Source organism: Vagococcus acidifermentans (assembly GCF_003987655.1).
Taxonomy (GTDB): Bacteria; Bacillota; Bacilli; order Lactobacillales; family Vagococcaceae; genus Vagococcus_B; species Vagococcus_B acidifermentans.
The window spans coordinates 73,420-95,194 of sequence record NZ_NGKC01000009.1 but is presented as its reverse complement, the minus strand read 5'-3'; the positions used below and the strand labels follow the sequence as shown (position 1 = coordinate 95,194).

Below are 21,775 nucleotides of genomic sequence, written 5' to 3'. Positions count from 1 at the left end.
AGGAGGAATCATGATGACCAAAGGATTAAAGATTGTCACAATCGGGGGCGGCTCCAGTTATACACCGGAATTGATGGAGGGGTTTATTGACCGCTATCAGGAACTGCCGGTCAAAGAATTTTGGCTGGTGGATATCGAAGCCGGGAAGGAAAAATTGGACATCGTCGGCAACATGGCCAAACGGATGGTCAAGGCAGCCGGCATTGATTGTGAAGTGCATCTGACGCTGGACCGCAGAGAAGCACTGAAAGATGCGGACTTTGTCACGACACAACTGCGGGTCGGCTTGCTGGATGCCCGTATTCAGGATGAACGGATTCCGCTGAGTCATGGCATGATCGGTCAGGAAACGAATGGCGCAGGCGGTATATTCAAAGCACTGCGCACGGTACCTGTTATTTTAGATATTGTGGAAGATATGAAAGAGTTGTGCCCGGATGCTTGGCTCATCAACTTTACCAATCCGGCCGGTATGGTGACAGAAGCAGTCTTGCGCTACGGCAAGTGGGATAAGATCATCGGTTTGTGCAATATACCGGTCAACGCGGTCGTCGAGGAGGCCAAACTGCTGGGGCGGGATACGCGCGATTTGTTTTTCCACTTTGCCGGGTTGAATCATCTGCATTGGCACACGGTCAAAGACAACCGCGGCAATGATTTGACAGCTGAACTGGTTGACGTCATGTACGGTCAAAAAGGAACAGATTCAATCGTTGCCAATATTAAGGACAACGAGTATCTGCTGGAACAAATCAAGCATTTGGGAATGATGCCGTGTCCGTATCATCAGTACTACTACATGACGGACAAGATGCTGAAAGAGGAGCTGGCGGATTTTGAAGTCAACGGCACCCGGGCGGAAAAAGTCAAACGGATTGAACATGAGCTGTTCGAACTTTACAAAGATCCGGCGCTGGATTACAAACCGCAGCAGCTGGCCGAACGCGGCGGAGCCAGATACAGCGAAGCGGCTTGTGAAATCATCAATGCCATTTACAATGACAAACGGCGGGTGATGACTGTCAGCACACGGAACAACGGCACGATTACCGATTTGCCGGATGACGTTGCTGTGGAGGTGACGTGCATGATTACCGGAGCAGGTCCTGTTCCGTTTCAGTTTGGCAGCTTCCCGCCTCAAGAAAGAGGGTTGCTGCAGTTGATGAAGGCCATGGAGCTGCTGACTGTGGAAGCGGCAGTGACGGGTGACAAGGGCACGCTGCTACAGGCATTCACAATGAATCCATTGATACTCAGCGGGTATGCCGCCAAAGAGGTCATGGAGGAACTGCTGGCAGCGCACAAAGAATATTTGCCGAACTTTTACCGGAATTAAGCTAAAACACCTTAACTAGTAACAACTACTGGTTAAGGTGTTTTTTTACGGAACTGGCAAGCTGTTCCAAAATATACATCGCCGGAATTTGCGACGTGACATCTGCATCCTGAATCTGCTTTTTTGTAATGTAGTAAGGGATGTTGACATCAGACAAACGGGCGATGGTGCTGTTTTGGCTGTTGGTGATTGAAATAATGGTTGCCTGCTTGACTGTCATCTTGTTCAAAAAGCGGATGATTTCCCGTGTTTCGCCGCTGACAGAAAGGATGATGATGCCCATATTCCGGGCATCTGTTTCATTGAGAAAATCGAAAGGATAATTTTCCGGGTCTTCTATCCGCAAAGCCATTTTGCACACAGACGAAAAATGTAGCGCCCCGTAGCTGGCCGTGACACCGGAGACGCCTTTGCCGATAAAAAGCAACAAGCTTTTGTCTTGCAGCTGCTCGGCCGCTTGAGTAATAATCTGCTGAAAATCAGGTTCCAGTGTGCGGCTGATAAAATGTTTGATGGCGTATGCATCAAATGTTTCGCCGCCGGCAACAGGCGCCGATTCTTTGAGGTAGAGGTTTAATCTGATTTTAAATTCGGAAAAACCGCTGCATTCAAATTTCTGACAGAACCTGAGGATGGTCGTGGTACTGACGTGGGTTTCCTGAGCCAGCTCGCGAATGCGCATATAAACCACTTTGTCCAAGTGATTGGCGATGTATTTGTAGACATCCAGTTCGATTGGTGTCAAATCCGGTGTGAAATCTAAAAAAAGCATAGTGTTCCTCTTTTCGCATGGACAGGGGAAATGCCTAGAAAAATTAATTCTAGGCATTGTGTTGTCCAGTTACTCCTCTTCTTTTTTCTTTTGCGGCAAGGTGCGATTGTCCAAATCAGTGCGTACAATCAGCACATCGCACAGCGCATGTCTGGATACGTAGCTGGAAACTGAACCGATTAAAATCCGTTCGACTGCGTTCAAACCAGTGGCGCCCATCATGATTAAATCAATTTTGCGTTCTTCCGGGAGCTGTTTCGATAATAGCGGTTTTGGCGAACCGTATTCAATGCTGTAGGAAACATTTTCCAGCCCGTGTTCGTTTGCGTATGTGATGTAGTCGTTCAGCGTTTCTTTTGCAATGGCGGTTGCTTCATCTGCCAAAGTTTCGTCAAAGGATGAAATGGACTGAAAAGCTCTCACATCAATGATATGGCTGATCAGCAATTCCGCTTCGTTTCTTTTGGCTACCTCGACAGCCTTTTTAAAGGCCAGCTCGGATTCTCTGGAACCATCAACTGCAACTAAAATTTTCGAGTATTGTTTCAACATGGTATTCATCCTTTCCGGTTCGAAATTCATGACAGACAGTGTCGAGCAACAAGTAATGCCGATGTATAAACAAAAAGCAACTTGCCGATGCAAATTGCTTACCTGTCTCTTTAAAAATATCCGTAGATGCCGTTTGTCGTTCCTGAGTATTGAACCCGCTTCTAAGCAGGTGGGACTTGCTGCAGCAATCGCAAACTACCAAGTGATAAGGCATGTTTTTAAAAGCTGCTCGTTAAATCCCAATGTAATACTAATTTGTTCGGTCAACACTAAATGGAACAATGCGCACATCACAGATATTCTATTAGTATAGTATCATAAGAGAGGAAAATGAGCAATTTAAAGGAAAACAGTTTTTCTATTTTTGACTTTTTTTCTTCAGCTTGTGCAGCTGCTGGGCGAGTACTTGTTCGTATTTTCCTGAGAGTTTGGGCTGATAGTAGGAACGGTTTTTCAACTTGTCCGGCAAATACTGCTGGTCGACCCAGTACTCTGGAAAATCGTGGGGATATTTGTAGCCGACGCCCCGGTTTAATTTTTCTGCCCCGCTGTAATGGCTGTCTTTCAGGTGGTCAGGCACTTGCCCGATTTGGCCTTTGCGGATATCACTCAGTGCGGCATCAATAGCTGAGATGCTGGAGTTTGATTTAGGCGACAGGCATAAATCAATGACCGTTTCTGCTAATGGAATCCGCGCTTCCGGCAGCCCGAGTTTTTCAGCCGCCTGCACTGCGGAAACCGTCCGCGCGCATGCTCCCGGGTTTGCCAGCCCGATGTCTTCATAGGCTATCACCAGCAGTCGGCGGCATAGAATAACCAGCTCGCCGGCCTCGCACAGCCGGGCCATATAATGCAAGGCAGCATCCACATCACTGCCGCGGATCGACTTTTGAAAAGCCGAAATGACATCATAATGGGCGTCGCCGTCTTTATCATGGACGAGGGCTTTTTTTTGAATGCATTCTTCCATGATTGGCAAAGTGAGATGAATCGTGCCGTCGGCTTCGGCAGGTGTCGATTTGGCGGCCAGCTCCAGACCGTTCAAGGCACTGCGCAAATCGCCGCCGGTGGCTCTGGCAAGATGTTGCAGCGCTTCCGGGTCCAGAGTGATAGGCATTTCGCCGAGCCCCCGCTGTTTGTCTGTCAGTGCCTGCTGTACCGCCAGCTCGATTTCCTGCGGCAATAGCGGCTTTACTTCAAAAATTTGAGTTCGGCTGCGAATCGCCGGATTGATGGTGATATACGGGTTTTCAGTTGTGGCGCCAATCAGGATGATTTGCCCGCTCTCAAGATGGGGCAGCAGAAAATCCTGTTTGGTTTTGTCCAGACGGTGGACTTCATCCAGCAACAGGATGACCGTTCCGCTCATTTTGGCTTCTTCAGCCACTACTTGCAAATCTTTTTTTGTGTCCGTCGCTGCATTCAGCATGCGGAACGCATAGCGTGTCGAGCCGGCAATGGCACTTGCGATACTTGTTTTACCTGTCCCCGGCGGCCCGTAGAGTATCATCGACGACAACATCTTGGCATCGACCATCCGGCGAATGATTTTTCCGGGACCGACCAGATGCTGCTGCCCGACGACTTCATCAATCGTTGTCGGCCGCATTCGAAAAGCAAGGGGTTTTTGCATCGAATACCCTCCTTCCAGTCACCTATATTATAACATAGTTTTTTCAGACCACTCTATCATAGCAATCAGTAAAAGATTCCTGTATGATAGAGAAGAAAAATAAAATGGAAAGTACTGAGTAAGCGAATGAAAAAAGAAAATATGTTGACGCGGTTAGAGCGTGCCGTGGAGAAAAAATTGCCGGAAGATGCTGACTTTGCCATCGACTGGGACCGTAAAAATCACACTGTGGAACTGATTGTCGTCCTCTATGCAGCCAATCCTGAAAGTCAGCAGATTGAGGATGCAGATGGTGTCCTGTCAGAAGAGACAGTTATTGAATTTGAAGACAGCATCTTGTTGTATCATCCGGAAAAATCAGTGTTTGATGCGGAAGATTATTTGGCGGTCTTTCCGTATCAGGGGAAAAAAGGTTTGCCGACAGCCTTCATCGACCAGCTGGCCGGCTATTTGGCTGATGTGGTGACCGACGGACTGTCCGATTTGCTGGATTTTTTGGCAGACGAAACGGCTGAGGTTTTTGAGCTGAACTGGCAGGATGAAGAGTTTGAAAGACGTCTTGCCTCAGCCGACTTGACGGACTTTGCGGCATATCCAAATTATTAGGTAGGAGGTCAAAAGATGAAGTGGCATGAAGTAAAAGTCGAGACAGCAAGCGAGGCAGTCGAAGCTGTTTCTAATATCATGATGGAATTCGGCGCCAGCGGTGTGGCCATTGAAGACGCACTGGACATTGAAAACTTCAGCAGCGACCCGTTTGGCGAATATTTGGACAAATCCGTGTTTGACCATATCAGCGAAGGTGCGCAGGTCATGGCTTATTTTCCGGAGACAGTTTTTTTGCCGGAGATATTGCCGGCCATCACCCAGCGCATCACCGAGTTGGCTGATTTCGGGCTGGCCATCGGGAAAAATCAGGTGTCGGTTGCGGAAGTTGAGGAAAGCGACTGGGCAACGGCTTGGAAAAAATATTATCATCCGGTCGCCATCACCCGTTACTTGACAGTGGTGCCTGATTGGGAACAGTACGAGCCGGCACACGCGGACGAATGTGTCATCACGCTCGACCCGGGCATGGCATTTGGTACGGGGACGCATCCGACGACCCGGCTGAGCCTGCAAGCACTGGAGACGGTGATGCGCGGCGGCGAAACGGTGATTGACGTTGGGACGGGGTCTGGTGTCCTCAGCATTGCAGCAAAATATTTGGGTGCCGATTCAGTTTATGCGTATGACCTTGATGAGGTGGCGGTGGACTCGGCCAAGGCCAACATGGCGCTGAATGATATTGCCAAAGACGTCCACGTGTCGGCTAACAACCTGCTTGACGGCATCAAGACCCAAGCAGACGTGATTGTAGCTAATATACTGGCCGACATCATCATCCGGCTAGTGCCGGATGCGTGGCGCTGTCTGAAAGCCGACGGTTCGTTTATCATCTCAGGCATCATTTTAGATAAAGAAGATGACGTACTGGAAACAGTCCTGGCGCAAGGGTTTGAGGTGGACCAGCGCTTGCAGCAGCAGGACTGGCTGACGTTTATTTTAAAGAAGAGAGAAGAGGATTAGGGCGTGCAACGGTATTTTTTGACAGAGACATATCGGGAAAATCAGGTAATAGAGGTAGCCGGCGAAGTGTTCCACCACGCAGTGCATGTCATGCGCATGACTAAAGGCAGCACGTGCTATCTGGTGTTTTCTGACGGACCGGTGATTTTGGCCGAAGTCGTTGCAATCGGTGAAGACACTGTAGAGTTCCGCGCAGTGTCGCAACTGACCGAGCAGACCGAACTGCCCGTTGCCGTCACTATTGCCTGCGGCTTTCCGAAAGGCGACAAGCTGGAATGGGTCGCACAAAAAGCAACGGAACTGGGCGCTCATCACATCATCGGTTTTCCTGCTGCGGCTTCGGTGGTCAAGTGGGATGATAAGAAACGCCGGAAAAAACAACAGCGTCTGCAAAAAATCGCTCAGGAAGCGGCTGAACAGTCGCACCGGACACATATTCCGAAAGTTTCCTTGTTGGAGTCGCTGGACGGTTTGCTGGACAGTTTTACCGGTTATGACGTTGTACTGGTGGCCTATGAGGAATCTGCCAAACAGGGCGAGTTGTCCCAATTTGCCCAAGCTGTCCGCCGGTTAAAACCAGACAGCCGGGTACTGGCCGTGTTCGGACCGGAAGGCGGTCTTTCACCGGATGAAATCAAAAAAATGACATCACAGCAAGGACTGCTTTGCGGCTTGGGTCCCCGGATTTTGCGAGCAGAAACCGCGCCGCTGTATGTTTTGTCGGCAATCAGCTATCATTGGGAACTGCTGGCTGAACAGGAGGCATAAACCGCCCTGTATTTCAGGTATTTGGAATTGCATTCACCGGCTAAACTCAGTATAATAAGAGTACGAATAGTGAGGAGAAAAGTACTGATTCAGTACTTTTTTTTGATAAGGAGTGAAGAGGCATGCCAAAAGAAGAAGTGATGACTGCGCAGACAGTTATAAAACTGGTTTCTTATTATATGAGCCCGGAGCATGTGGCATTTGTGCAGAAGGCATGCGACTATGCATACGCTGCTCATGAGGGACAGGAGAGAAAATCCGGTGAACCGTATATCATTCACCCCGTGCAAGTCGCAGGTATTCTGGCAGAACTCAGGATGGACCCGCACACAATCGCCACGGGTTTTTTGCACGATGTGGTTGAAGATACGGACGTGACGCTGGACGATTTGAAAGAGGTGTTTGGTGCGGACGTTGCCATGCTGGTGGACGGCGTCACCAAACTAGGAAAAATCAAATACAAATCTCATGAAGAGCAGCTGGCTGAGAACCACCGCAAGATGCTGCTTGCCATGGCGCAGGATTTGCGCGTTATCATGGTGAAGCTGGCCGACCGGCTGCACAATATGCGTACGCTGAAACATTTAAGAGAAGACAAACAACGCCGCATTGCTAAGGAAACGCTGGAAATTTATGCACCGCTGGCCCACCGTCTGGGTATCAGCCGTATCAAGTGGGAACTGGAGGATATCGCGCTGCGCTACCTTAACCCGAGGCAGTACTACCGCATTGTTCATTTAATGCAAAGCAAGCGGGAAGAACGGGAAAACTACATTGCAGAAGCAGTGGATGAAATCGTCAAATCGACGGAAGAGCTGGGGATTTACGGCGAGATTTACGGCCGGCCGAAGCATATTTATTCCATTTACCGCAAAATGCGCGACCAGAAAAAAGAATTCGCTGAAATTTATGATTTGCTGGCGATTCGAGTGATTGTCGATACGATTAAGGACTGTTATGCTGTGCTCGGTGCGATTCACACAAAATGGAAGCCGCTGCCGGGACGCTTTAAAGATTATATCGCCATGCCCAAAGCGAACATGTATCAATCACTGCACACGACAGTTATCGGTCCGAAAGGCAATCCGATAGAAGTGCAGATTCGGACGCACGAGATGCACGAAATCGCAGAATTTGGTGTGGCAGCGCACTGGGCATACAAGGAAGGCAAGACGGACAAGGTCGATGAAACAACAGAGAGCCGTCAAATCAGCTGGTTCAGAGAACTGCTTGAGCTGCAAGACGAAAGTTATGACGCTTCCGAATTTATGGAAAGTGTGAAAGGCGATATTTTCAGCGATAAAGTCTACGTGTTTACCCCGAAAGGCGATGTGACGGAACTGCCTAAGGGTTCCGGACCGCTGGATTTTGCCTACAATATCCATACAGAAATCGGCAACAAAACGACCGGCGCAAAAGTCAACGGCAAAATGGTGCCGCTGGACTACAAGTTGAAAACCGGCGACATCATCGAAGTGTTGACGTCACCCAACTCATTCGGTCCGAGCAGGGACTGGGTCAACATGGTGGCCACCAGCAAAGCCCGCAATAAAATCAAACGGTTCTTTAAAGTCAAAGACCGCGAAGGCAATATCGATAAAGGACGGAGCATGCTGGAGAAAAATCTGCTCGAACAGGATTTTCTGCCGAAAGAATTTTTAACTAAGGACAAACTGGCCGAGGCGCTGGACCGCTTCAACTTTCAGACGGCGGATGATTTATATGCCGCTATCGGCTTTGGCGAAATCACGGCGCAAGTGGTTGCCAATCGTCTGACAGAAAAAGAACGGCGTGAGCGCGGACGGCTGAAACAAAAAGAAGAAGCAGAAGAGCTGATGAAACAGCCCATCCAGAAAAAAGATACATCAAAAATGAAAGTGCGCCATGAAGGCGGAGTGGTCATCGAAGGGGCAGATAATCTGCTGGTGCGTATCAGCCGCTGCTGTAATCCGGTACCGGGCGATGAGATTATCGGCTACATCACGAAAGGCCGGGGTATCTCCATTCACCGTGCGGATTGTCCGAACGTGACCAATGCCAAAGATGCTGCCGACCGTCTGATTGAAGTGGAATGGGAAGATGCGGCTGTCAGCGGTTCGCAGGAATACAACGCCGACTTGGAAGTCTATGGCTACAACCGTTCAGGACTTTTGCAGGACATTTTGACGGTCGTCAATGCCACGACTAAAAATCTGTTGGGCGTGGAGGCACGTCCGACAAAAAATAAAATGGCGGTGATTCATTTGACTGTCGCCATTCAAAATTTATCCCATCTGGAACGAATCGTGGATAAAATCAAGAGCGTGCCGGAAGTTTACAGTGTGCGCCGGACAAACGGATAGGAGTGACAAGATGAGAATCGTACTGCAACGGGTCAGTCATGCGTCTGTGACCGTCGCCGGTCAAACGATTTCCAACATAAATCAGGGTTTTATGCTGCTGGTCGGTGTCAAAACAGGCGATACTAAAGACGATGCTGATTACTTGGCAAAAAAAGTCAGCAAATTGCGGGTATTTGAAGATGCCCAGGGCAAGATGAATTTGTCGATTCATGATGTCGGCGGGGAGATTTTGTCGGTGTCGCAATTTACCTTGCTGGCGGACACGCGCAAAGGTAACCGCCCCAGCTTTATCAAAGCGGCGCAGCCTGACGAGGCAACAGCGCTTTACGAATACTTCAACGAACAGCTGCGCAGCGAAGGGCTGACGGTTGCAACTGGGGCATTCGGCGAGCATATGCAGGTGGCGCTTGAAAATGACGGACCGGTGACGATTATTTTTGATACGGAAAATAAATAACTTATGAACTGCTGAAACAACGATTAAGGATTAGACAAGAAAAACCGGAGAGAATTCTTTCTCTTCGGTTTTTCACTCTTTATTAAAATCGAGATGTTATTAGGAATTTTCTTTGACAATGATTTCTTGTCTTTCCCGAGTATCAGAAATAAATATCGGAAATCTATTTTCTTTTTTTATAATCTCTTTTAGTGATTGTTTCGCCGCTGTAATCACTAAAAGAGATTGCTTTATTATTATATGCCTCTGCTATTACGATTATCCTCCGCTTCAATAAGGCCGAAGTAGCAGCTTTGACTAAAAATCACAATTTGCAGTTAATGTGTTAGACACAAGCTAGTAATCAGTTTGATGACTCTTTTTATACCCACCAGACGAATTCCAGAACAGTTTATCTGCATAAGTAACGCACGGATTGGTCATATTTTTATGTTGAATTTGCTGAATTTGGCAATAGTTATCAGTTGGTTTGATGTTACTAAAAATTTTTCGCCAAAACATCTGCATTCATATCACCGGAAAACAGGCTGCTGAGAGATACCCTTTGGTGTAGTATTGTGAGAAGTAGGTTATACGGTTTTTCTTTGTGTACTGAACAGTTTTATCCCGAACACGATTGAAAGAACTGTATAGGTGATAATTAAAAGTATAAACACTCCTAGTATTTGCCAATAAGAAGCAGCGACTGACTGAACCTCCGTATCGTAGCTGAATGGAATGACTAGTTTAATGATATAAGTCCATGGATTTACCCACTCTACCAGCGGCAACTGAAAGGTATTTCTTAAAATAAAAATCAATCCCATGGACATCCCCATAACAGCTAGTGGTTTGATTTTTGTGCCAAGCATAAGGGTGAACATACCCGGTAGATAGAAAGAAGTTGCCCAAAGTAGGACCAATGAGATGGTTAGCTGGACTGTATTCGCTCCTAACAAATTACCTGAAAAGTATGTCACCTCTTTTAGTGCAGCTATTTGATAGAGAATGAACTGGAAAATAAGCATAACGAAATACACAAGCACACTATAAATCGTGAAAGCCAGAACTTTGCTCAAATAGATTTTTCTTTTATTTTGAATACGCTCAATATAGAGTGTTAGAGTTTTTTCCTCCAGTTCCGTTGACAAAAGTCGCGTACCCATAAAAGCCGTGATAAATGGGGAAATGTATAATGCGGTAGTGTTGAATACTTGAGATTCGAGCCAATAAAGAGCACTTTGGTTGTTTGGTCCAGTATAAGTCCCGGAAAAGGCTGCTCCGGCAAATAATATGCCTATAACTGCGACAGCAAGGACAGAGATCCAATCTTTTCGTTTAATAAATTTTCTCATTTCGATCTTGACTAGCGAGCGTGTTGACATTGTATCATTCCTCTCTAAAAAAATCATAAAGTGAATTTTCCTGAATCATCATATCCTGAATGGTCAAGCCGTGCTTTATCAGTACAGGGAAAATTTTTTTTAAATAATTGTGATTATCAGTTGACACTAAGTGATTGTCAGAGTCGACAGTCGCTAGATGTTTATCAAGCGTTAAGGCTAAACGCTCTAAGTTGCCAGACACTTTTATTTTGTATGTCTTGTGTTGTTTGAAAGTACCATCATACACGAAGTGACCGTCTTTGAGGTAAAGTATCCTGTCTGCAATCTCTCCAATGTCATACAAGTCATGACTTGAACAAAGGATACAGGCACCGTTGCGGGCCAGTCTTTTCAAGTCTTCTTTTAATAAATCCTTCCCGTGGGGATCAAGCCCTACGAAAGGCTCATCAAGTAAAAGTAATGCTGGTTCATGGTTTAATGCTTGAATCAGTCCTATTCTTTGCCGTTGCCCAAAACTAAGGTTTTTAATCTTTTCATGTTTTTTATCCAGTAGTTTGTATCGTTTCAACCAATAATCGATTTTTTCCAGTTCCGTTTTTCTGCGGTATCCTAATGCCTCTTGCAAGAGTAATAAATTTTCTTGCACGGTTAAATATGTAAAGAACTGCGGTTCGAGCAGACTGCCCATCTCGCGGATCATTTCCGGATTATCACCTAAACAATGGTTTTTGAACAAGATTTGTCCCATTGAAAATGACTTGTGACCGAGAATAATATCAAACAGAGTTGTTTTACCAGCACCATTGATGCCGATGACACCAATCAGTTCACCTTTTTCAGCATGAAAATCTATATGTTTCAAGACACAGCGCTGCCCGTAAAATTTTACTAAATTTTTAACTCTTAACATTCTTATCCCCCCATACTCATAGATGATTGATGGTCAGAAGTGCCAAAGCTGCAAGAGAAAATACCAACAAGCAGACGATGGCCAGACCAGCTCTTTTTTTTCGCTGATTCATCAGTTGTAAATCAGCTTGGGACATATTAGACACAAACTTTCTGCGTCCAATCAAATAAAGCAGCAACCCTTGTCTGTTTTCCTGACCCGAGGCAAAAAAAGACCAGAAACGAGGATGTTTCAATCCTCTACTCAGTGCATCGGTTTCAATCATTTTGTAGAGTTGATACCAGAGAAATCCGGCGCTGACTATTGCACCGATAATAAAAATGAGTTCATACCACTTCATGCGGTTATCCTCCCGTATAATATATTTATAAATGACAAATGCTCTTTGCAAACTTCCTATGTTTTGTTTCAGACTAATCATCATTGCCGATGATTATTGCTTGGATGATATGGGATTTCCTTGAATAATAGGTATACAGAAAATGATCTGTCAGGAAACTGCTCCCACCTCCTATATTCTTTGAATAAGCTGATAAATTACACTGCCTGATATTATGAACATAACAGCAAAAATACCAGCTGTCAGTATGTGATTGGATAGAGGAACGACAAAAATAAATAAGATTACCATCAATAATACGTTTATCAATAACAAGAATGCTATACATTTGTTGCTTTTCACAATATTCGTACTCTCCTCTAAATGCTGCATCATTTGCTCATCTCCTTTGAGCAATACATCCAAGCTGACTCCATATAGCTCACTCAACTGGATGACGCTGATTATATCAGGATAATTTTTTTCATTCTCCCAATTTGAAATAGACTGACGGGACACACCGATTGCTTCTGCAACTTGTTCTTGTGTCATGTCCGACTTTAAGCGAGACTCTTTTAATTTGCTTCCGATGTCCATAATACCCTCCTTAATCATTTATCACTTTCACTATAGGCTAATGACTTCATACTGTCTATCAAACATCTTGTTCACACGTGAAAAACAGTGTGTCCAATTTTTTTGACATAGCATTTGATCTCATAGATTATCAAATGTTATATGCTTAATTGGCTGAGAGTTAACAACTAAACGATTATATTTGAATCATCAACACTGAAGAGAAACTGGAACGCAAATAGAAAAATCCTACTTAAGTCCCAGTTTCTCTTCAGTGTAATTTATTCGCTATGTGCAATAGCCAAGGCTTTGGCAAAATCAGTGATCAAATCATCCGCATCTTCAATCCCGCAGGACAGCCTCACCAAGTTTGGTGTAACCCCCATCGCCAATCGTTTTTCCTCCGGCATGATAGCATGGCTCATCGTCCACGGATAAGACACTATCGACTCCACACCCCCCAGACTGACAGCGACGATGGGAATCGTCAATGCGTCAAAGAACCGGCAGACGGCATCAGCTGATGCCAGTTCAAAGCTGAGGACGGCACCGCCGTTTTCGGCTTGGCGCAAATGGCAGTTGCGGTTCGGGTGTTCAGGCAGTGCCGGATAGTAGACATGCCGGACATCATTTCTCTTACCTAAGAATGCTGATAGTTTTTCGGCATTTTCCACGGAGCGTTCCATCCGCAGGCCCAGTGTTTTGACACCGCGCAGTGTCAGCCACGCATCTTGCGGCGCTAAAATACCGCCGAGAGCTTTCTGTAATTTTTTTAATTTTTCGTATAACTGGTCATCATTCAGTGCAAGCAGACCGGCGACCACGTCACTGTGTCCGTTAATGAACTTGGTCGCACTGTGGATGACGATGTCGACACCCAGTTCAATCGGGTGCTGGCCAAGCGGTGTCATGAACGTGTTGTCGCAGGCGGTGAGGATGCCGTGTTTTTTTGCGATACGGCAGACGCTGGTGATATCGGTAATGGTCAGCAGCGGATTGGATGGCGTTTCCAGATAAAACATGGCTGTGTTTTCTTGAATAGCCAATTCCCACGCTTGCGGGTCACTTTCGTCGACAAAGGTACAGGTGACGCCAAGGTCAGGCAGTATATCTGTGACCATTTGAAAGGTGCCGCCGTAAATATTTTCGCCTAAAACCAGATGGTCACCCTGTTTCAATAAAAACAGTACTGCATTTATGGCGGCCATGCCGGATGAAAAGGCCAGACCATAGCGGGCTTGTTCCAATGCGGCGATACACTCCTCCAGACAGGAGACAGTGGGATTGCCGAAACGGGTATATGTGTAGTCTTGCTGTTGTGCGATGTCTGCCTGATGAAATGTGCTGGTTTGATGGATGGCTATCGAAGCAGCGCCTGTCGCTTCGTCAATCACCGGGTAATTATGGAGCAGGCGTGTATTGATATGCATAAGCGAACTTCCTCTCTTTGAATGTATTCGCTTTCACGATATCATCGAAAAAAAGCAGTGTCAATAAAGATGAGAAAGCTCTCAGCGTTGACTTTGTTTTTTTAACATGTTAGTTTTTAGGTGAACTGTAATTGAATATGAAGGAGAGGGATGACATGGAAATTGTAGTGATTGGCGGTGTGGCAGCTGGGATGAGTGCCGCGGCAAAAGCGGCCCGCACATTTACACATGCGACGATCTCTGTCATTGAAAAAGAAGATTATGTGTCTTTCGGTGCATGCGGTTTGCCTTATTATATCGGGGGAGAATTTTCGGACCCGAATGAGTTGTATGCCCGCAGTCCGGCTGAGGTGCGGCAGTCAGGCATCCAATTGTTTTTGGGGCATGAGGTCACATCGGTGGATGTTGATGCAAAAATAGTCAGCATGATTGACCACGCAACCGGCAAAACCAGCACGAAAGCGTATGACAAGCTGGTGATTGCCTCGGGTGCTCTGCCGATCGTGCCGGCAATGCCGGGGGTGGACAGCCAAAATGTCTACACCTTCACGAAAGAGCGGGATGCCAACCGTCTGCTGGCACACCTGCCGGACTATCAGCACGTTTTGATTGTCGGTGGCGGCTTTATCGGTGTCGAGGTGGCCGACCAGCTGATCAAGCGGAATGTGCAGGTGACGCTTTTGGAAGGGCAGGATGCCATTCTGTCGCAAGTCTTCGATGCAGAAATCACAGAGAAAATGTGTGATGCCCTGACGGAAGCCGGCGTGCAGCTGTACACCAATGAACTGTTGACGGATTTAATTGCAGAGGACGGTCAGGTGGTCAAAGCAGTAACGACGAAGCAGGAGCTGGCGGTCGATTGTGTCATCATGACAATCGGGTTTCAGCCGAACACGGCATTTTTAGGGGATAGTTTGGAAAAATTGCCCAACGGCGCAATTGTGGTGGATGCGTACGGGCGGACTTCCGTCAAGGATGTCTTTGCGTGCGGTGATTGTGCCACGGTGCCGCACCGGCTGGCCGGCGATGTCTACTTGCCGCTGGCAACGGGTGCAAACAAGTTGGGGAGAATCGTGGGAAGCAATGTCGGGTGCAGCTCGGTTGAGCAGATGACAGCATTTTCCGGCACGCTGGGCAGCAGTGCCATCAAAGCCGGACATTATGAAGCCGGCAGCACCGGCCTGAATGAACGGCAGGCAGCAAAGCTGGGGCTGGCAGTCAAGACGTCGGTTGTGACTACGACGAATCATTCCAACTATTATTCGGAGCAGGAACCGTTGACCATTAAAATGATTTATGATGCTGAAACACAAGTGCTGTACGGTGCACAAATTTTTGGAAAAAATGAAGCAGTCCTCCGTATGACCGGACTGACTGCGGCAATTCATACAGGGATGACGACCAGTGAGTTGGGATTTGTGGATTTTGCTTACGCTCCGCCATTTGCCTCAGTGTGGGAAGCACTGAATGTCGCTGGGAACGCCTCAAAATAAAAGGAGATTAACGTGATGATAGAACAACCGTTTTTTACACAGTTTTTGAAAGCCAGCAACTGGCTGACGCTTGTCGGACTTATTTTATTATTGATTGGTTTATGGATTTTGAAACGCTTGAAAGCACAAAAGGTCAGTTTCTCAAAACGCATGGTCATCGGTCTGGTCATCGGCCTGATTATTGGTGTCGGCATTGACCTTGCCGGCAGCGGCACGCCGCTTTACAATGACTTTGCCCGTATGGAGATTGCCACATGGTACTCGCTTCTCGGCAGCGGATTTTTAAAACTGGTCCAGCTGCTTGCTGTCCCGGTAGTCTTTCTGTCCATCATTCAAGTCGTGACACAGGCGGAAGCTAAAACGATTAAAAGCCTGACCGGTAAGACTTTCGCAACGCTTTTGGGGACAACTGCCATCTCGGCGCTGGTCGGTATTCTGGTTGTCAAACTCTATCGTTTAAACGGTGCTGATTTTGCCGGGGATTTGACTCCGGAAAAGGTCGGACGGATGAGTGAGCTGTCCGCCCAGAGTTTTCCTGAATTTTTTGTCAATTTGATTCCGAACAATATTTTTGCTGTCATGGGCGACAATGGCAGTATCGTCTCGGTCGTCATCATTGCCGGTCTCTTCGCTTCGGCCATCCGCTTTTTGAAGGTGAAAAAACCGGAACAGGTCGCGCCGGTCGTTGCCTTGTTTGATTCATTGCGCGTGACTGTCAATTCTGTGTTGACGAATATCATCAAGCTAATGCCTTACGGGGTCGTTGCGCTGATTGCCAACACAATTATCGCCAATGGGATTCAAGCGATTGTCGGCATGCTCGGATTTATCGCGGCGCTGTATACCGGCGTGGTGATTATGCTGGTTGTTTATTGCTTTATCTTGCTGGCGATTGGTGTCAATCCGCTGACGTTCTACAAGAAAGCTTACACTACGATGATTTTTGCCTTTTCTTCCCGTTCCAGTGTCGGGACATTGCCGTACACAATGGAAACGTTGGAAGAAAAACTGGGTGTCTCCAATGAAACCGGCAAATTTGTCGCAACTCTCGGGACATCTGTGGGGATGAACGGCTGTGCGGGCGTCTTTCCCGCCATGCTCGGCGTGCTGATTGCATCAGCCGTCGGCACGGAAATGAACATTGCTTTTTATGTGCTGGTCGTACTGGTCGTGACAATCGGCTCCATCGGGATTGCCGGCGTACCGGGGACAGCGACTGTTGCGGCGACTGTCACACTGAATGGTCTGGGTTACGGCGCAGCTGTCTCCAGTATCGGTGCGATTTTCGGCGTCGATCCGATTGTCGATATGGGACGGACCATGTTGAACGTAACAGGGAATATGGTCTCGGCCATCATCGTTGACAAAAGCGAGGGGCGTTTCAACCGCGATTTGTATAACAGCTGATAAGATACACACAAATAAAAACACCTTGGGCGCAATCAGCGGTTGCTTCCAAGGTGTTTTATTTGTCAGATACAGGTGCGCCGGTCATTGTCAGCCGCCGTTGAAATAGTGAATCAGCCCTTTGCGGACCGCTTTGGCCACTTTTTCCTGATAGCTGTCTTTGACGATGATACTGGCATCGTAGTCGCTGTTCATATAGCCCAGCTCCAGCAAGACAGCCGGCCGCCGGTTGTCCCGCAGTACTTGGTAATCAGCATACTCAGTTCCCCGGTTTTCAAGCGGCAGGGTACTTTTGATAAATTTGTTGATGGTGTGCGCCAAGTCGATGTCCCGGTCGTGATAATAGTAGGTCGTCGTGCCCGACACTGCATTCGGCACATCATAGGAATCAAAATGGAAACTGATAAAGGCGTCGGCATTCGCCTGATTGCTGACAGCTGCTATGTCGGCAAGGTCAATGTAGGTGTCGGTATCACGTGTCATGATGACATTGAAACCGTATGACACAAGCTCTGCCTGCACGGCTTGTGCTGTGCTCAGAGTCACCTCTTTTTCAACGACGGTCCCGTTGTTCGTTTCAGAGCCCGGGTCGTTTCCGCCGTGTCCGGCATCCAGTACGACAGTATACTCCGCCATCGGCACGATACCGTAATAACTGTCTTCTGTCAGTTTGGATTGGCTGACCGCCCAAGGCCGGACATAGCCGCTGCGGCCGTCAGCCACCGTGACTTCGAACCAGTCTTTTGTCTTTTTGGCAAAGGCGACCTGTTCGCCGTATTTTAAAGTGAGAAATCCTCTGCTCTCCAAGTCGGGATTGGTGCGCACCACCAGTTCCGCTGTATTAACGTAGAGAGGTGTTTGTTTTTCGGGCGTCGGGATGCCTTTTTCTGACGGCGTCAGTGTGTGCGACGGCACCCAGCCGAACACATTGTCAGCAATGATGCGTGCCCAGCCGTTCTTTTCCAGCACCACAGTCACCGTGTCGTTTTTTTTCAATGTGGTTAGTTTTTTGCCTTTGTCTGCCGGGTTTTCGCGGAGCAATACCTCGTCCTCAGTGATTACAGCCGGCAATTCTGTCACAGGGCCCGACAGGCCGTCTTTTGCCAGCCAGCCGGCGACCCATCCGCTAGTTTTGTCTGCCAGTTCAATATGGTACCAGCCGTTTTTTTCGTCAAGGACGATGACATTCGTGTTTCGATGGACCTGTGCGATGACCGGATGTTCGGTGCCGGGCTTTGTCCGCACGTTCAATGCCAGCGGTTTGATGGTGAGGACATCGTCGTCGCTCATCACATAAAAAATGGCTATGACTGAGGCAATCAGTCCGAGCGTGAGCAGCAGCAGCCTAAATGTTCTGTTTGTCTGTCTTTTTTCTTTCACCGTTGAATCTCCATATACATAGTTATTTTTCTATTATAGCAAAAAAAAACGGAATAGAGAAAGGTGAATATGCTGAAGTAGGAAAAACAGTTGCATTTCCCGCTTGACTTTTAGCGGATTATTTAGTAATTTAAGTATTAATATCAATGAAAGAGCGAGTACTTTTTGCCGGTTTCTATATAATCAGAGAGAACTGCCGCGGCTGAAAGCAGTTTGGAACCACAATGAGGAAAGACACTCTGGAGATGAGCGGTAAAAAGCCGTTCCGTGACGAGCGTTAATCGGTGAAGTGGAAAGAAAAAGAACAGGTTTCTTTCAAATGTAGGTGGTACCACGTGTGTTGAAACATTCGTCCTTGTATGAAGATACAGGGGCTTTTTTTATTTTAAATGGGGGAGGCAATGAGATGAGATTTCAAAGACCGAAAGGCACAGCGGATATTTTGCCTGAACAAGTGGGAGAATGGCAGCTTTTGGAAAAAACGGCGCGTGAATTGTTCGAGCGCTATCAGGTGAGGGAAATCCGGACGCCGATTTTTGAACATTATGAAGTGATTTCCAGAAGTGTAGGTGACACCACAGATATCGTATCCAAAGAAATGTATGATTTTTATGATAAAGGGGACCGCCATATCACGCTGCGGCCAGAGGGGACAGCGCCGGTCGGCAGAGCGTTTATCGAAAATAAACTATTCGGTCCCGAACACGGCAAACCGTTCAAAACATTTTACATGGGACCGATGTTCCGCTATGAACGTCCGCAATCGGGACGGATGCGGCAGTTTCATCAAATCGGTGTGGAATGTTTCGGCAGCCGCAATCCGGCGACAGATGTCGAAGGGATGGCGATGGCGATGGCGTTCTTCCGTGCCCTTGGGGTGACGCATATCCGGCTCGTTATCAATTCGCTCGGCAGCAAAGAAGACCGCGCCGCATATCGTCAGGCGCTGCTTGATTATTTGACACCGCGTTATGATGATTTGAGCGCCTATTCCCAGACGCGCTTTGAGAAAAACCCGCTGCGTGTGCTGGACAGCAAAGAATCCCAAGACCAGCAAATCGTTGCAGAAGCGCCGTCGATTTTGGACTATCTGGGAGAAGAAGCTGCTGCGCATTTTCAAGAGGTGCAGTCACTTTTGCAGTATCTGGGTATCGACTATGAAATCGATCACCGGATGGTTAGAGGACTGGACTACTATAACGACACGATTTTTGAAATCATGAGTGATGCTCCGGGCTTCGGCGGCACGCTGACCACGATTTGCGCGGGCGGACGGTATGACCATTTAGTCGAAGAGCTGGGCGGCCCGGCGACTCCCGGTTTTGGATTTGCGCTGGGAATGGAGCGGGCACTGATTACGATGAAGGCGGAAGGTGTTGAACTGCCGCATGCCAATCGTCTTGACATGTATGTTGTCGGGATAGGCGAGGCGACATCCGCTGAAACACTGAAGCTGGTGGAAGCATTGCGAGCGGCCGGCTTTTCGGCGGAGCGTGATTACTTGCACCGCAAACCAAAAGCCCAATTTAAAATGGCGAACAGACTTCAGGCCGAGTATGTCCTGACATTGGGAGAAACAGAGTTGTCTGAAGGCCGGGTCAATATCAAACAAATGGCGAGCGGCAACGAACAAAGTGTGCCGTTAAAGGATGTCTATAACGACATCTCCGCCTTATTGAATCAATTAACTCATTAAAAACGAAGGAAAGTAGGAAGTACAATGAAAAAAAGGACAGGGTACTGCGGTGATATTTCAGCAAAAAATCTTGGGGAAATCGTCACGCTGAAAGGTTGGGTACAAAAAAGAAGAGACCTGGGCGGGGTTATTTTTATCGATTTGAGAGACCGCGAAGGGATTGTGCAAGTCGTCTTCAATCCGGCTGTTTCTAAAGCGGCATGGGAGGTAGCCGACACATGCCGCAGCGAATACGTCATCGGTATCGTCGGACAAGTTATTGAGCGCGAACCGGAGGCAATTAATCCTAAGATGGCTACCGGCCGCTATGAAATCATGGCGGAAGACATAGTGATTTACAATCAGGCGAAGACACCGCCGTTCATGATTGAAGACGAACAGCAGGTGAATGACGATTTGCGGCTGAAATACCGCTACCTTGATTTGCGCCGCCCGAGCATGCTGCAGGCAATGAAACTGCGCCATAAGGTGACTAAGAGTGTCCGCGACTATCTGGACGCGAGTGATTTCATAGATGTGGAGACGCCTTATTTGGCAAAATCCACACCGGAAGGCGCCAGAGATTATCTGGTACCGTCGCGGGTGCATCCCGGCAGTTTCTATGCGCTGCCGCAATCGCCGCAAACAAATAAACAGCTGCTGATGAGTGCCGGACTTGACCGCTACTATCAAATCGTCCGTTGTTTCCGGGATGAGGACTTGCGCGGCGACCGTCAGCCGGAGTTTACCCAAATTGATATTGAAACGACATTTCTTGAGCCTGAGGATATTCAGGAAATCACGGAAGGGATGCTGGCAAAAGTAGTCAAAGACGCCTTGGATATTGATATTCCGCTGCCGTTTCCACGAATCAGCTATGATGAAGCAATGGCCCGCTACGGCAGCGACAAGCCGGATACGCGTTTTGACATGGAGCTGATTGACATTGCGGACATCGTGAAAGATGTCGACTTCAAAGTCTTCCAGTCCGCTCTGTCGGCCGGCGGTGCAGTCAAAGCACTAAATGCCAAGGGAGCAGCCAGCCGCTATTCCCGCAAGGACATGGACCATCTGGCATCTTACCTGAGCCAGTTCGGTGCCAAAGGTCTGGCTTGGCTGAAAGTCGAAGAAGACGGCCTGAAAGGTCCGATTGCGAAGTTCCTGGCACCTGTTGCTGATGCGCTGATTAAAGCGACTCAGGCGGAAGTTGGCGACTTGCTGATGTTCTGTGCTGACAGCAAAGCAGTGGTTGCAGCATCACTTGGCGCATTGCGTACCCGTCTCGGCAAAGAACTGGATTTAATTGATGAGAAAAAACTTAATTTCCTATGGGTTGTTGACTGGCCGTTATTGGAGTATGATGAAGATGAAAAACGTTATGTTGCTGCACACCATCCTTTCACACTGCCGAAAGAATCCGACCTAGGCCTGCTGACTTCAGCGCCGGAAAAAGTCTATGCGGAAGCATACGACGTCGTGTTGAACGGCTATGAGCTGGGCGGCGGTTCTCTCAGAATCTACAAACGCGAGATTCAAGAGCAGATGTTTGAAGTTCTCGGCTTTACACGGGAGTCGGCTCAGGAGCAATTTGGTTTTCTGCTGGATGCGATGGAGTACGGTTTCCCGCCTCACGGAGGCATTGCCCTGGGGTTGGACCGTCTGGTCATGCTGCTTGCCGGCAAGGACAACATCCGTGAAGTCATTGCGTTCCCGAAAAACGGCAAAGCGATGGATTTGATGGTTTCTGCACCGAGCCCTGTTTCGCCTTTGCAGTTATTTGAACTGAACATCGACGTGACAGCAACAGAAGAATAACCTATCCGATACTCAA

The 21,775-nt window shown here is 47.8% G+C and carries 19 protein-coding genes, 1 other RNA gene and 1 other annotated feature; of the genes, 10 read left to right on the top strand and 10 right to left on the bottom strand.

Translation table 11 applies throughout. From position 1 onward, the window contains the following. Positions 1 to 13: 13 nt before the first annotated feature. On the top strand, positions 14 to 1,336 hold the full coding sequence (locus CBF27_RS08930; protein WP_126813967.1) for a 6-phospho-beta-glucosidase: 1,323 nt from the start codon (positions 14 to 16) through the stop codon (positions 1,334 to 1,336). A 25-nt stretch (positions 1,337 to 1,361) separates the two neighbouring features. Here the strand turns inward: CBF27_RS08930 and CBF27_RS08925 are convergent, their stop codons facing one another. The 4 genes from CBF27_RS08925 to CBF27_RS08910 form a co-directional block, all read right to left on the bottom strand. After that, on the bottom strand, positions 1,362 to 2,108 hold the full coding sequence (locus tag CBF27_RS08925) for a MurR/RpiR family transcriptional regulator (RefSeq protein ID WP_126813966.1): 747 nt from the start codon (positions 2,106 to 2,108) through the stop codon (positions 1,362 to 1,364). Positions 2,109 to 2,177: 69 nt separating this feature from the next. Next, positions 2,178 to 2,660: a universal stress protein gene (locus CBF27_RS08920; protein ID WP_126813965.1), complete on the bottom strand. Its 483-nt coding sequence runs from the start codon at positions 2,658 to 2,660 to the stop codon at positions 2,178 to 2,180. A gap of 113 nt (positions 2,661 to 2,773) precedes the next feature. Continuing rightward, positions 2,774 to 2,962: non-coding RNA, 6S RNA (gene ssrS / locus CBF27_RS08915), on the bottom strand. Between the two features lie 56 nt (positions 2,963 to 3,018). Next, positions 3,019 to 4,293, bottom strand: a complete 1,275-nt coding sequence (locus CBF27_RS08910; protein ID WP_126813964.1) for a replication-associated recombination protein A — start codon at positions 4,291 to 4,293, stop codon at positions 3,019 to 3,021. Positions 4,294 to 4,419: 126 nt separating this feature from the next. Between CBF27_RS08910 and CBF27_RS08905 the strand changes: the two genes are divergently transcribed. The 5 genes from CBF27_RS08905 to dtd all read left to right on the top strand — a co-directional run bounded on the left by CBF27_RS08905 (position 4,420) and on the right by dtd (position 9,429). Next, a complete protein-coding gene (locus tag CBF27_RS08905; protein ID WP_126813963.1) occupies positions 4,420 to 4,899 on the top strand; it encodes a DUF3013 family protein in 480 nt (159 codons plus the stop codon). A gap of 15 nt (positions 4,900 to 4,914) precedes the next feature. Next, a complete protein-coding gene (gene prmA, locus CBF27_RS08900; RefSeq protein ID WP_126813962.1) occupies positions 4,915 to 5,862 on the top strand; it encodes a 50S ribosomal protein L11 methyltransferase in 948 nt (315 codons plus the stop codon). Between the two features lie 3 nt (positions 5,863 to 5,865). Next, positions 5,866 to 6,630 (top strand): 16S rRNA (uracil(1498)-N(3))-methyltransferase, encoded by a 765-nt coding sequence (locus CBF27_RS08895; RefSeq protein ID WP_126813961.1) that lies wholly within the window; start codon positions 5,866 to 5,868, stop codon positions 6,628 to 6,630. A 122-nt stretch (positions 6,631 to 6,752) separates the two neighbouring features. Then, positions 6,753 to 8,972, top strand: coding sequence for a RelA/SpoT family protein (locus tag CBF27_RS08890; RefSeq protein ID WP_126813960.1), 2,220 nt, complete (start codon positions 6,753 to 6,755; stop codon positions 8,970 to 8,972). A 10-nt stretch (positions 8,973 to 8,982) separates the two neighbouring features. After that, positions 8,983 to 9,429 (top strand): D-aminoacyl-tRNA deacylase, encoded by a 447-nt coding sequence (dtd, locus tag CBF27_RS08885; protein WP_126813959.1) that lies wholly within the window; start codon positions 8,983 to 8,985, stop codon positions 9,427 to 9,429. Between the two features lie 569 nt (positions 9,430 to 9,998). On the opposite strand, the gene CBF27_RS08880 is transcribed toward dtd, so the two are convergent. The 5 genes from CBF27_RS08880 to CBF27_RS08860 form a co-directional block, all read right to left on the bottom strand. Then, on the bottom strand, positions 9,999 to 10,793 hold the full coding sequence (locus CBF27_RS08880; RefSeq protein WP_170175066.1) for an ABC transporter permease: 795 nt from the start codon (positions 10,791 to 10,793) through the stop codon (positions 9,999 to 10,001). A 4-nt stretch (positions 10,794 to 10,797) separates the two neighbouring features. Then, complete coding sequence (locus CBF27_RS08875) at positions 10,798 to 11,664, bottom strand: ABC transporter ATP-binding protein (protein ID WP_126813957.1); 867 nt, start codon at positions 11,662 to 11,664, stop codon at positions 10,798 to 10,800. Positions 11,665 to 11,680: 16 nt separating this feature from the next. After that, the gene (locus CBF27_RS08870) at positions 11,681 to 12,004 is read right to left on the bottom strand and encodes a hypothetical protein (RefSeq protein ID WP_126813956.1); all 324 of its coding nucleotides are present in this window, start codon (positions 12,002 to 12,004) and stop codon (positions 11,681 to 11,683) included. A gap of 171 nt (positions 12,005 to 12,175) precedes the next feature. Next, complete coding sequence (locus CBF27_RS08865; RefSeq protein ID WP_126813955.1) at positions 12,176 to 12,580, bottom strand: helix-turn-helix domain-containing protein; 405 nt, start codon at positions 12,578 to 12,580, stop codon at positions 12,176 to 12,178. Positions 12,581 to 12,840: 260 nt separating this feature from the next. Then, on the bottom strand, positions 12,841 to 13,989 hold the full coding sequence (locus CBF27_RS08860) for a trans-sulfuration enzyme family protein (protein ID WP_126813954.1): 1,149 nt from the start codon (positions 13,987 to 13,989) through the stop codon (positions 12,841 to 12,843). Positions 13,990 to 14,144: 155 nt separating this feature from the next. Between CBF27_RS08860 and CBF27_RS08855 the strand changes: the two genes are divergently transcribed. Then, positions 14,145 to 15,482 (top strand): CoA-disulfide reductase, encoded by a 1,338-nt coding sequence (locus CBF27_RS08855; RefSeq protein WP_126813953.1) that lies wholly within the window; start codon positions 14,145 to 14,147, stop codon positions 15,480 to 15,482. Between the two features lie 15 nt (positions 15,483 to 15,497). Further along, complete coding sequence (locus tag CBF27_RS08850) at positions 15,498 to 16,889, top strand: cation:dicarboxylate symporter family transporter (RefSeq protein WP_126814004.1); 1,392 nt, start codon at positions 15,498 to 15,500, stop codon at positions 16,887 to 16,889. A gap of 90 nt (positions 16,890 to 16,979) precedes the next feature. Here CBF27_RS08850 and CBF27_RS08845 read toward each other — a convergent pair whose 3' ends face one another. Next, on the bottom strand, positions 16,980 to 18,269 hold the full coding sequence (locus CBF27_RS08845) for an N-acetylmuramoyl-L-alanine amidase family protein (RefSeq protein ID WP_126813952.1): 1,290 nt from the start codon (positions 18,267 to 18,269) through the stop codon (positions 16,980 to 16,982). Positions 18,270 to 18,406: 137 nt separating this feature from the next. Further along, positions 18,407 to 18,629 (top strand) — a binding site (T-box leader). Between the two features lie 46 nt (positions 18,630 to 18,675). Between CBF27_RS08845 and hisS the strand changes: the two genes are divergently transcribed. Continuing rightward, entirely contained in the window at positions 18,676 to 19,965 is a 1,290-nt protein-coding gene (hisS, locus tag CBF27_RS08840; protein ID WP_126813951.1) for a histidine--tRNA ligase, read from the top strand. Between the two features lie 24 nt (positions 19,966 to 19,989). After that, entirely contained in the window at positions 19,990 to 21,759 is a 1,770-nt protein-coding gene (gene aspS, locus CBF27_RS08835; RefSeq protein WP_126813950.1) for an aspartate--tRNA ligase, read from the top strand. The last annotated feature ends 16 nt before the right edge of the window (positions 21,760 to 21,775 follow it).

Coding starts and splice junctions, on each gene's coding strand:
- CBF27_RS08930 (WP_126813967.1), top strand. CDS start 14: ATGACCAAAGGATTAAAGATTGTCACAATCGGGGGCGGCTCCAGTTAT.
- CBF27_RS08925 (WP_126813966.1), bottom strand. CDS start 2,108: ATGCTTTTTTTAGATTTCACACCGGATTTGACACCAATCGAACTGGAT.
- CBF27_RS08920 (WP_126813965.1), bottom strand. CDS start 2,660: ATGTTGAAACAATACTCGAAAATTTTAGTTGCAGTTGATGGTTCCAGA.
- CBF27_RS08910 (WP_126813964.1), bottom strand. CDS start 4,293: ATGCAAAAACCCCTTGCTTTTCGAATGCGGCCGACAACGATTGATGAA.
- CBF27_RS08905 (WP_126813963.1), top strand. CDS start 4,420: ATGAAAAAAGAAAATATGTTGACGCGGTTAGAGCGTGCCGTGGAGAAA.
- prmA (WP_126813962.1), top strand. CDS start 4,915: ATGAAGTGGCATGAAGTAAAAGTCGAGACAGCAAGCGAGGCAGTCGAA.
- CBF27_RS08890 (WP_126813960.1), top strand. CDS start 6,753: ATGCCAAAAGAAGAAGTGATGACTGCGCAGACAGTTATAAAACTGGTT.
- dtd (WP_126813959.1), top strand. CDS start 8,983: ATGAGAATCGTACTGCAACGGGTCAGTCATGCGTCTGTGACCGTCGCC.
- CBF27_RS08880 (WP_170175066.1), bottom strand. CDS start 10,793: ATGTCAACACGCTCGCTAGTCAAGATCGAAATGAGAAAATTTATTAAA.
- CBF27_RS08875 (WP_126813957.1), bottom strand. CDS start 11,664: ATGTTAAGAGTTAAAAATTTAGTAAAATTTTACGGGCAGCGCTGTGTC.
- CBF27_RS08870 (WP_126813956.1), bottom strand. CDS start 12,004: ATGAAGTGGTATGAACTCATTTTTATTATCGGTGCAATAGTCAGCGCC.
- CBF27_RS08865 (WP_126813955.1), bottom strand. CDS start 12,580: ATGGACATCGGAAGCAAATTAAAAGAGTCTCGCTTAAAGTCGGACATG.
- CBF27_RS08860 (WP_126813954.1), bottom strand. CDS start 13,989: ATGCATATCAATACACGCCTGCTCCATAATTACCCGGTGATTGACGAA.
- CBF27_RS08855 (WP_126813953.1), top strand. CDS start 14,145: ATGGAAATTGTAGTGATTGGCGGTGTGGCAGCTGGGATGAGTGCCGCG.
- CBF27_RS08850 (WP_126814004.1), top strand. CDS start 15,498: ATGATAGAACAACCGTTTTTTACACAGTTTTTGAAAGCCAGCAACTGG.
- hisS (WP_126813951.1), top strand. CDS start 18,676: ATGAGATTTCAAAGACCGAAAGGCACAGCGGATATTTTGCCTGAACAA.
- aspS (WP_126813950.1), top strand. CDS start 19,990: ATGAAAAAAAGGACAGGGTACTGCGGTGATATTTCAGCAAAAAATCTT.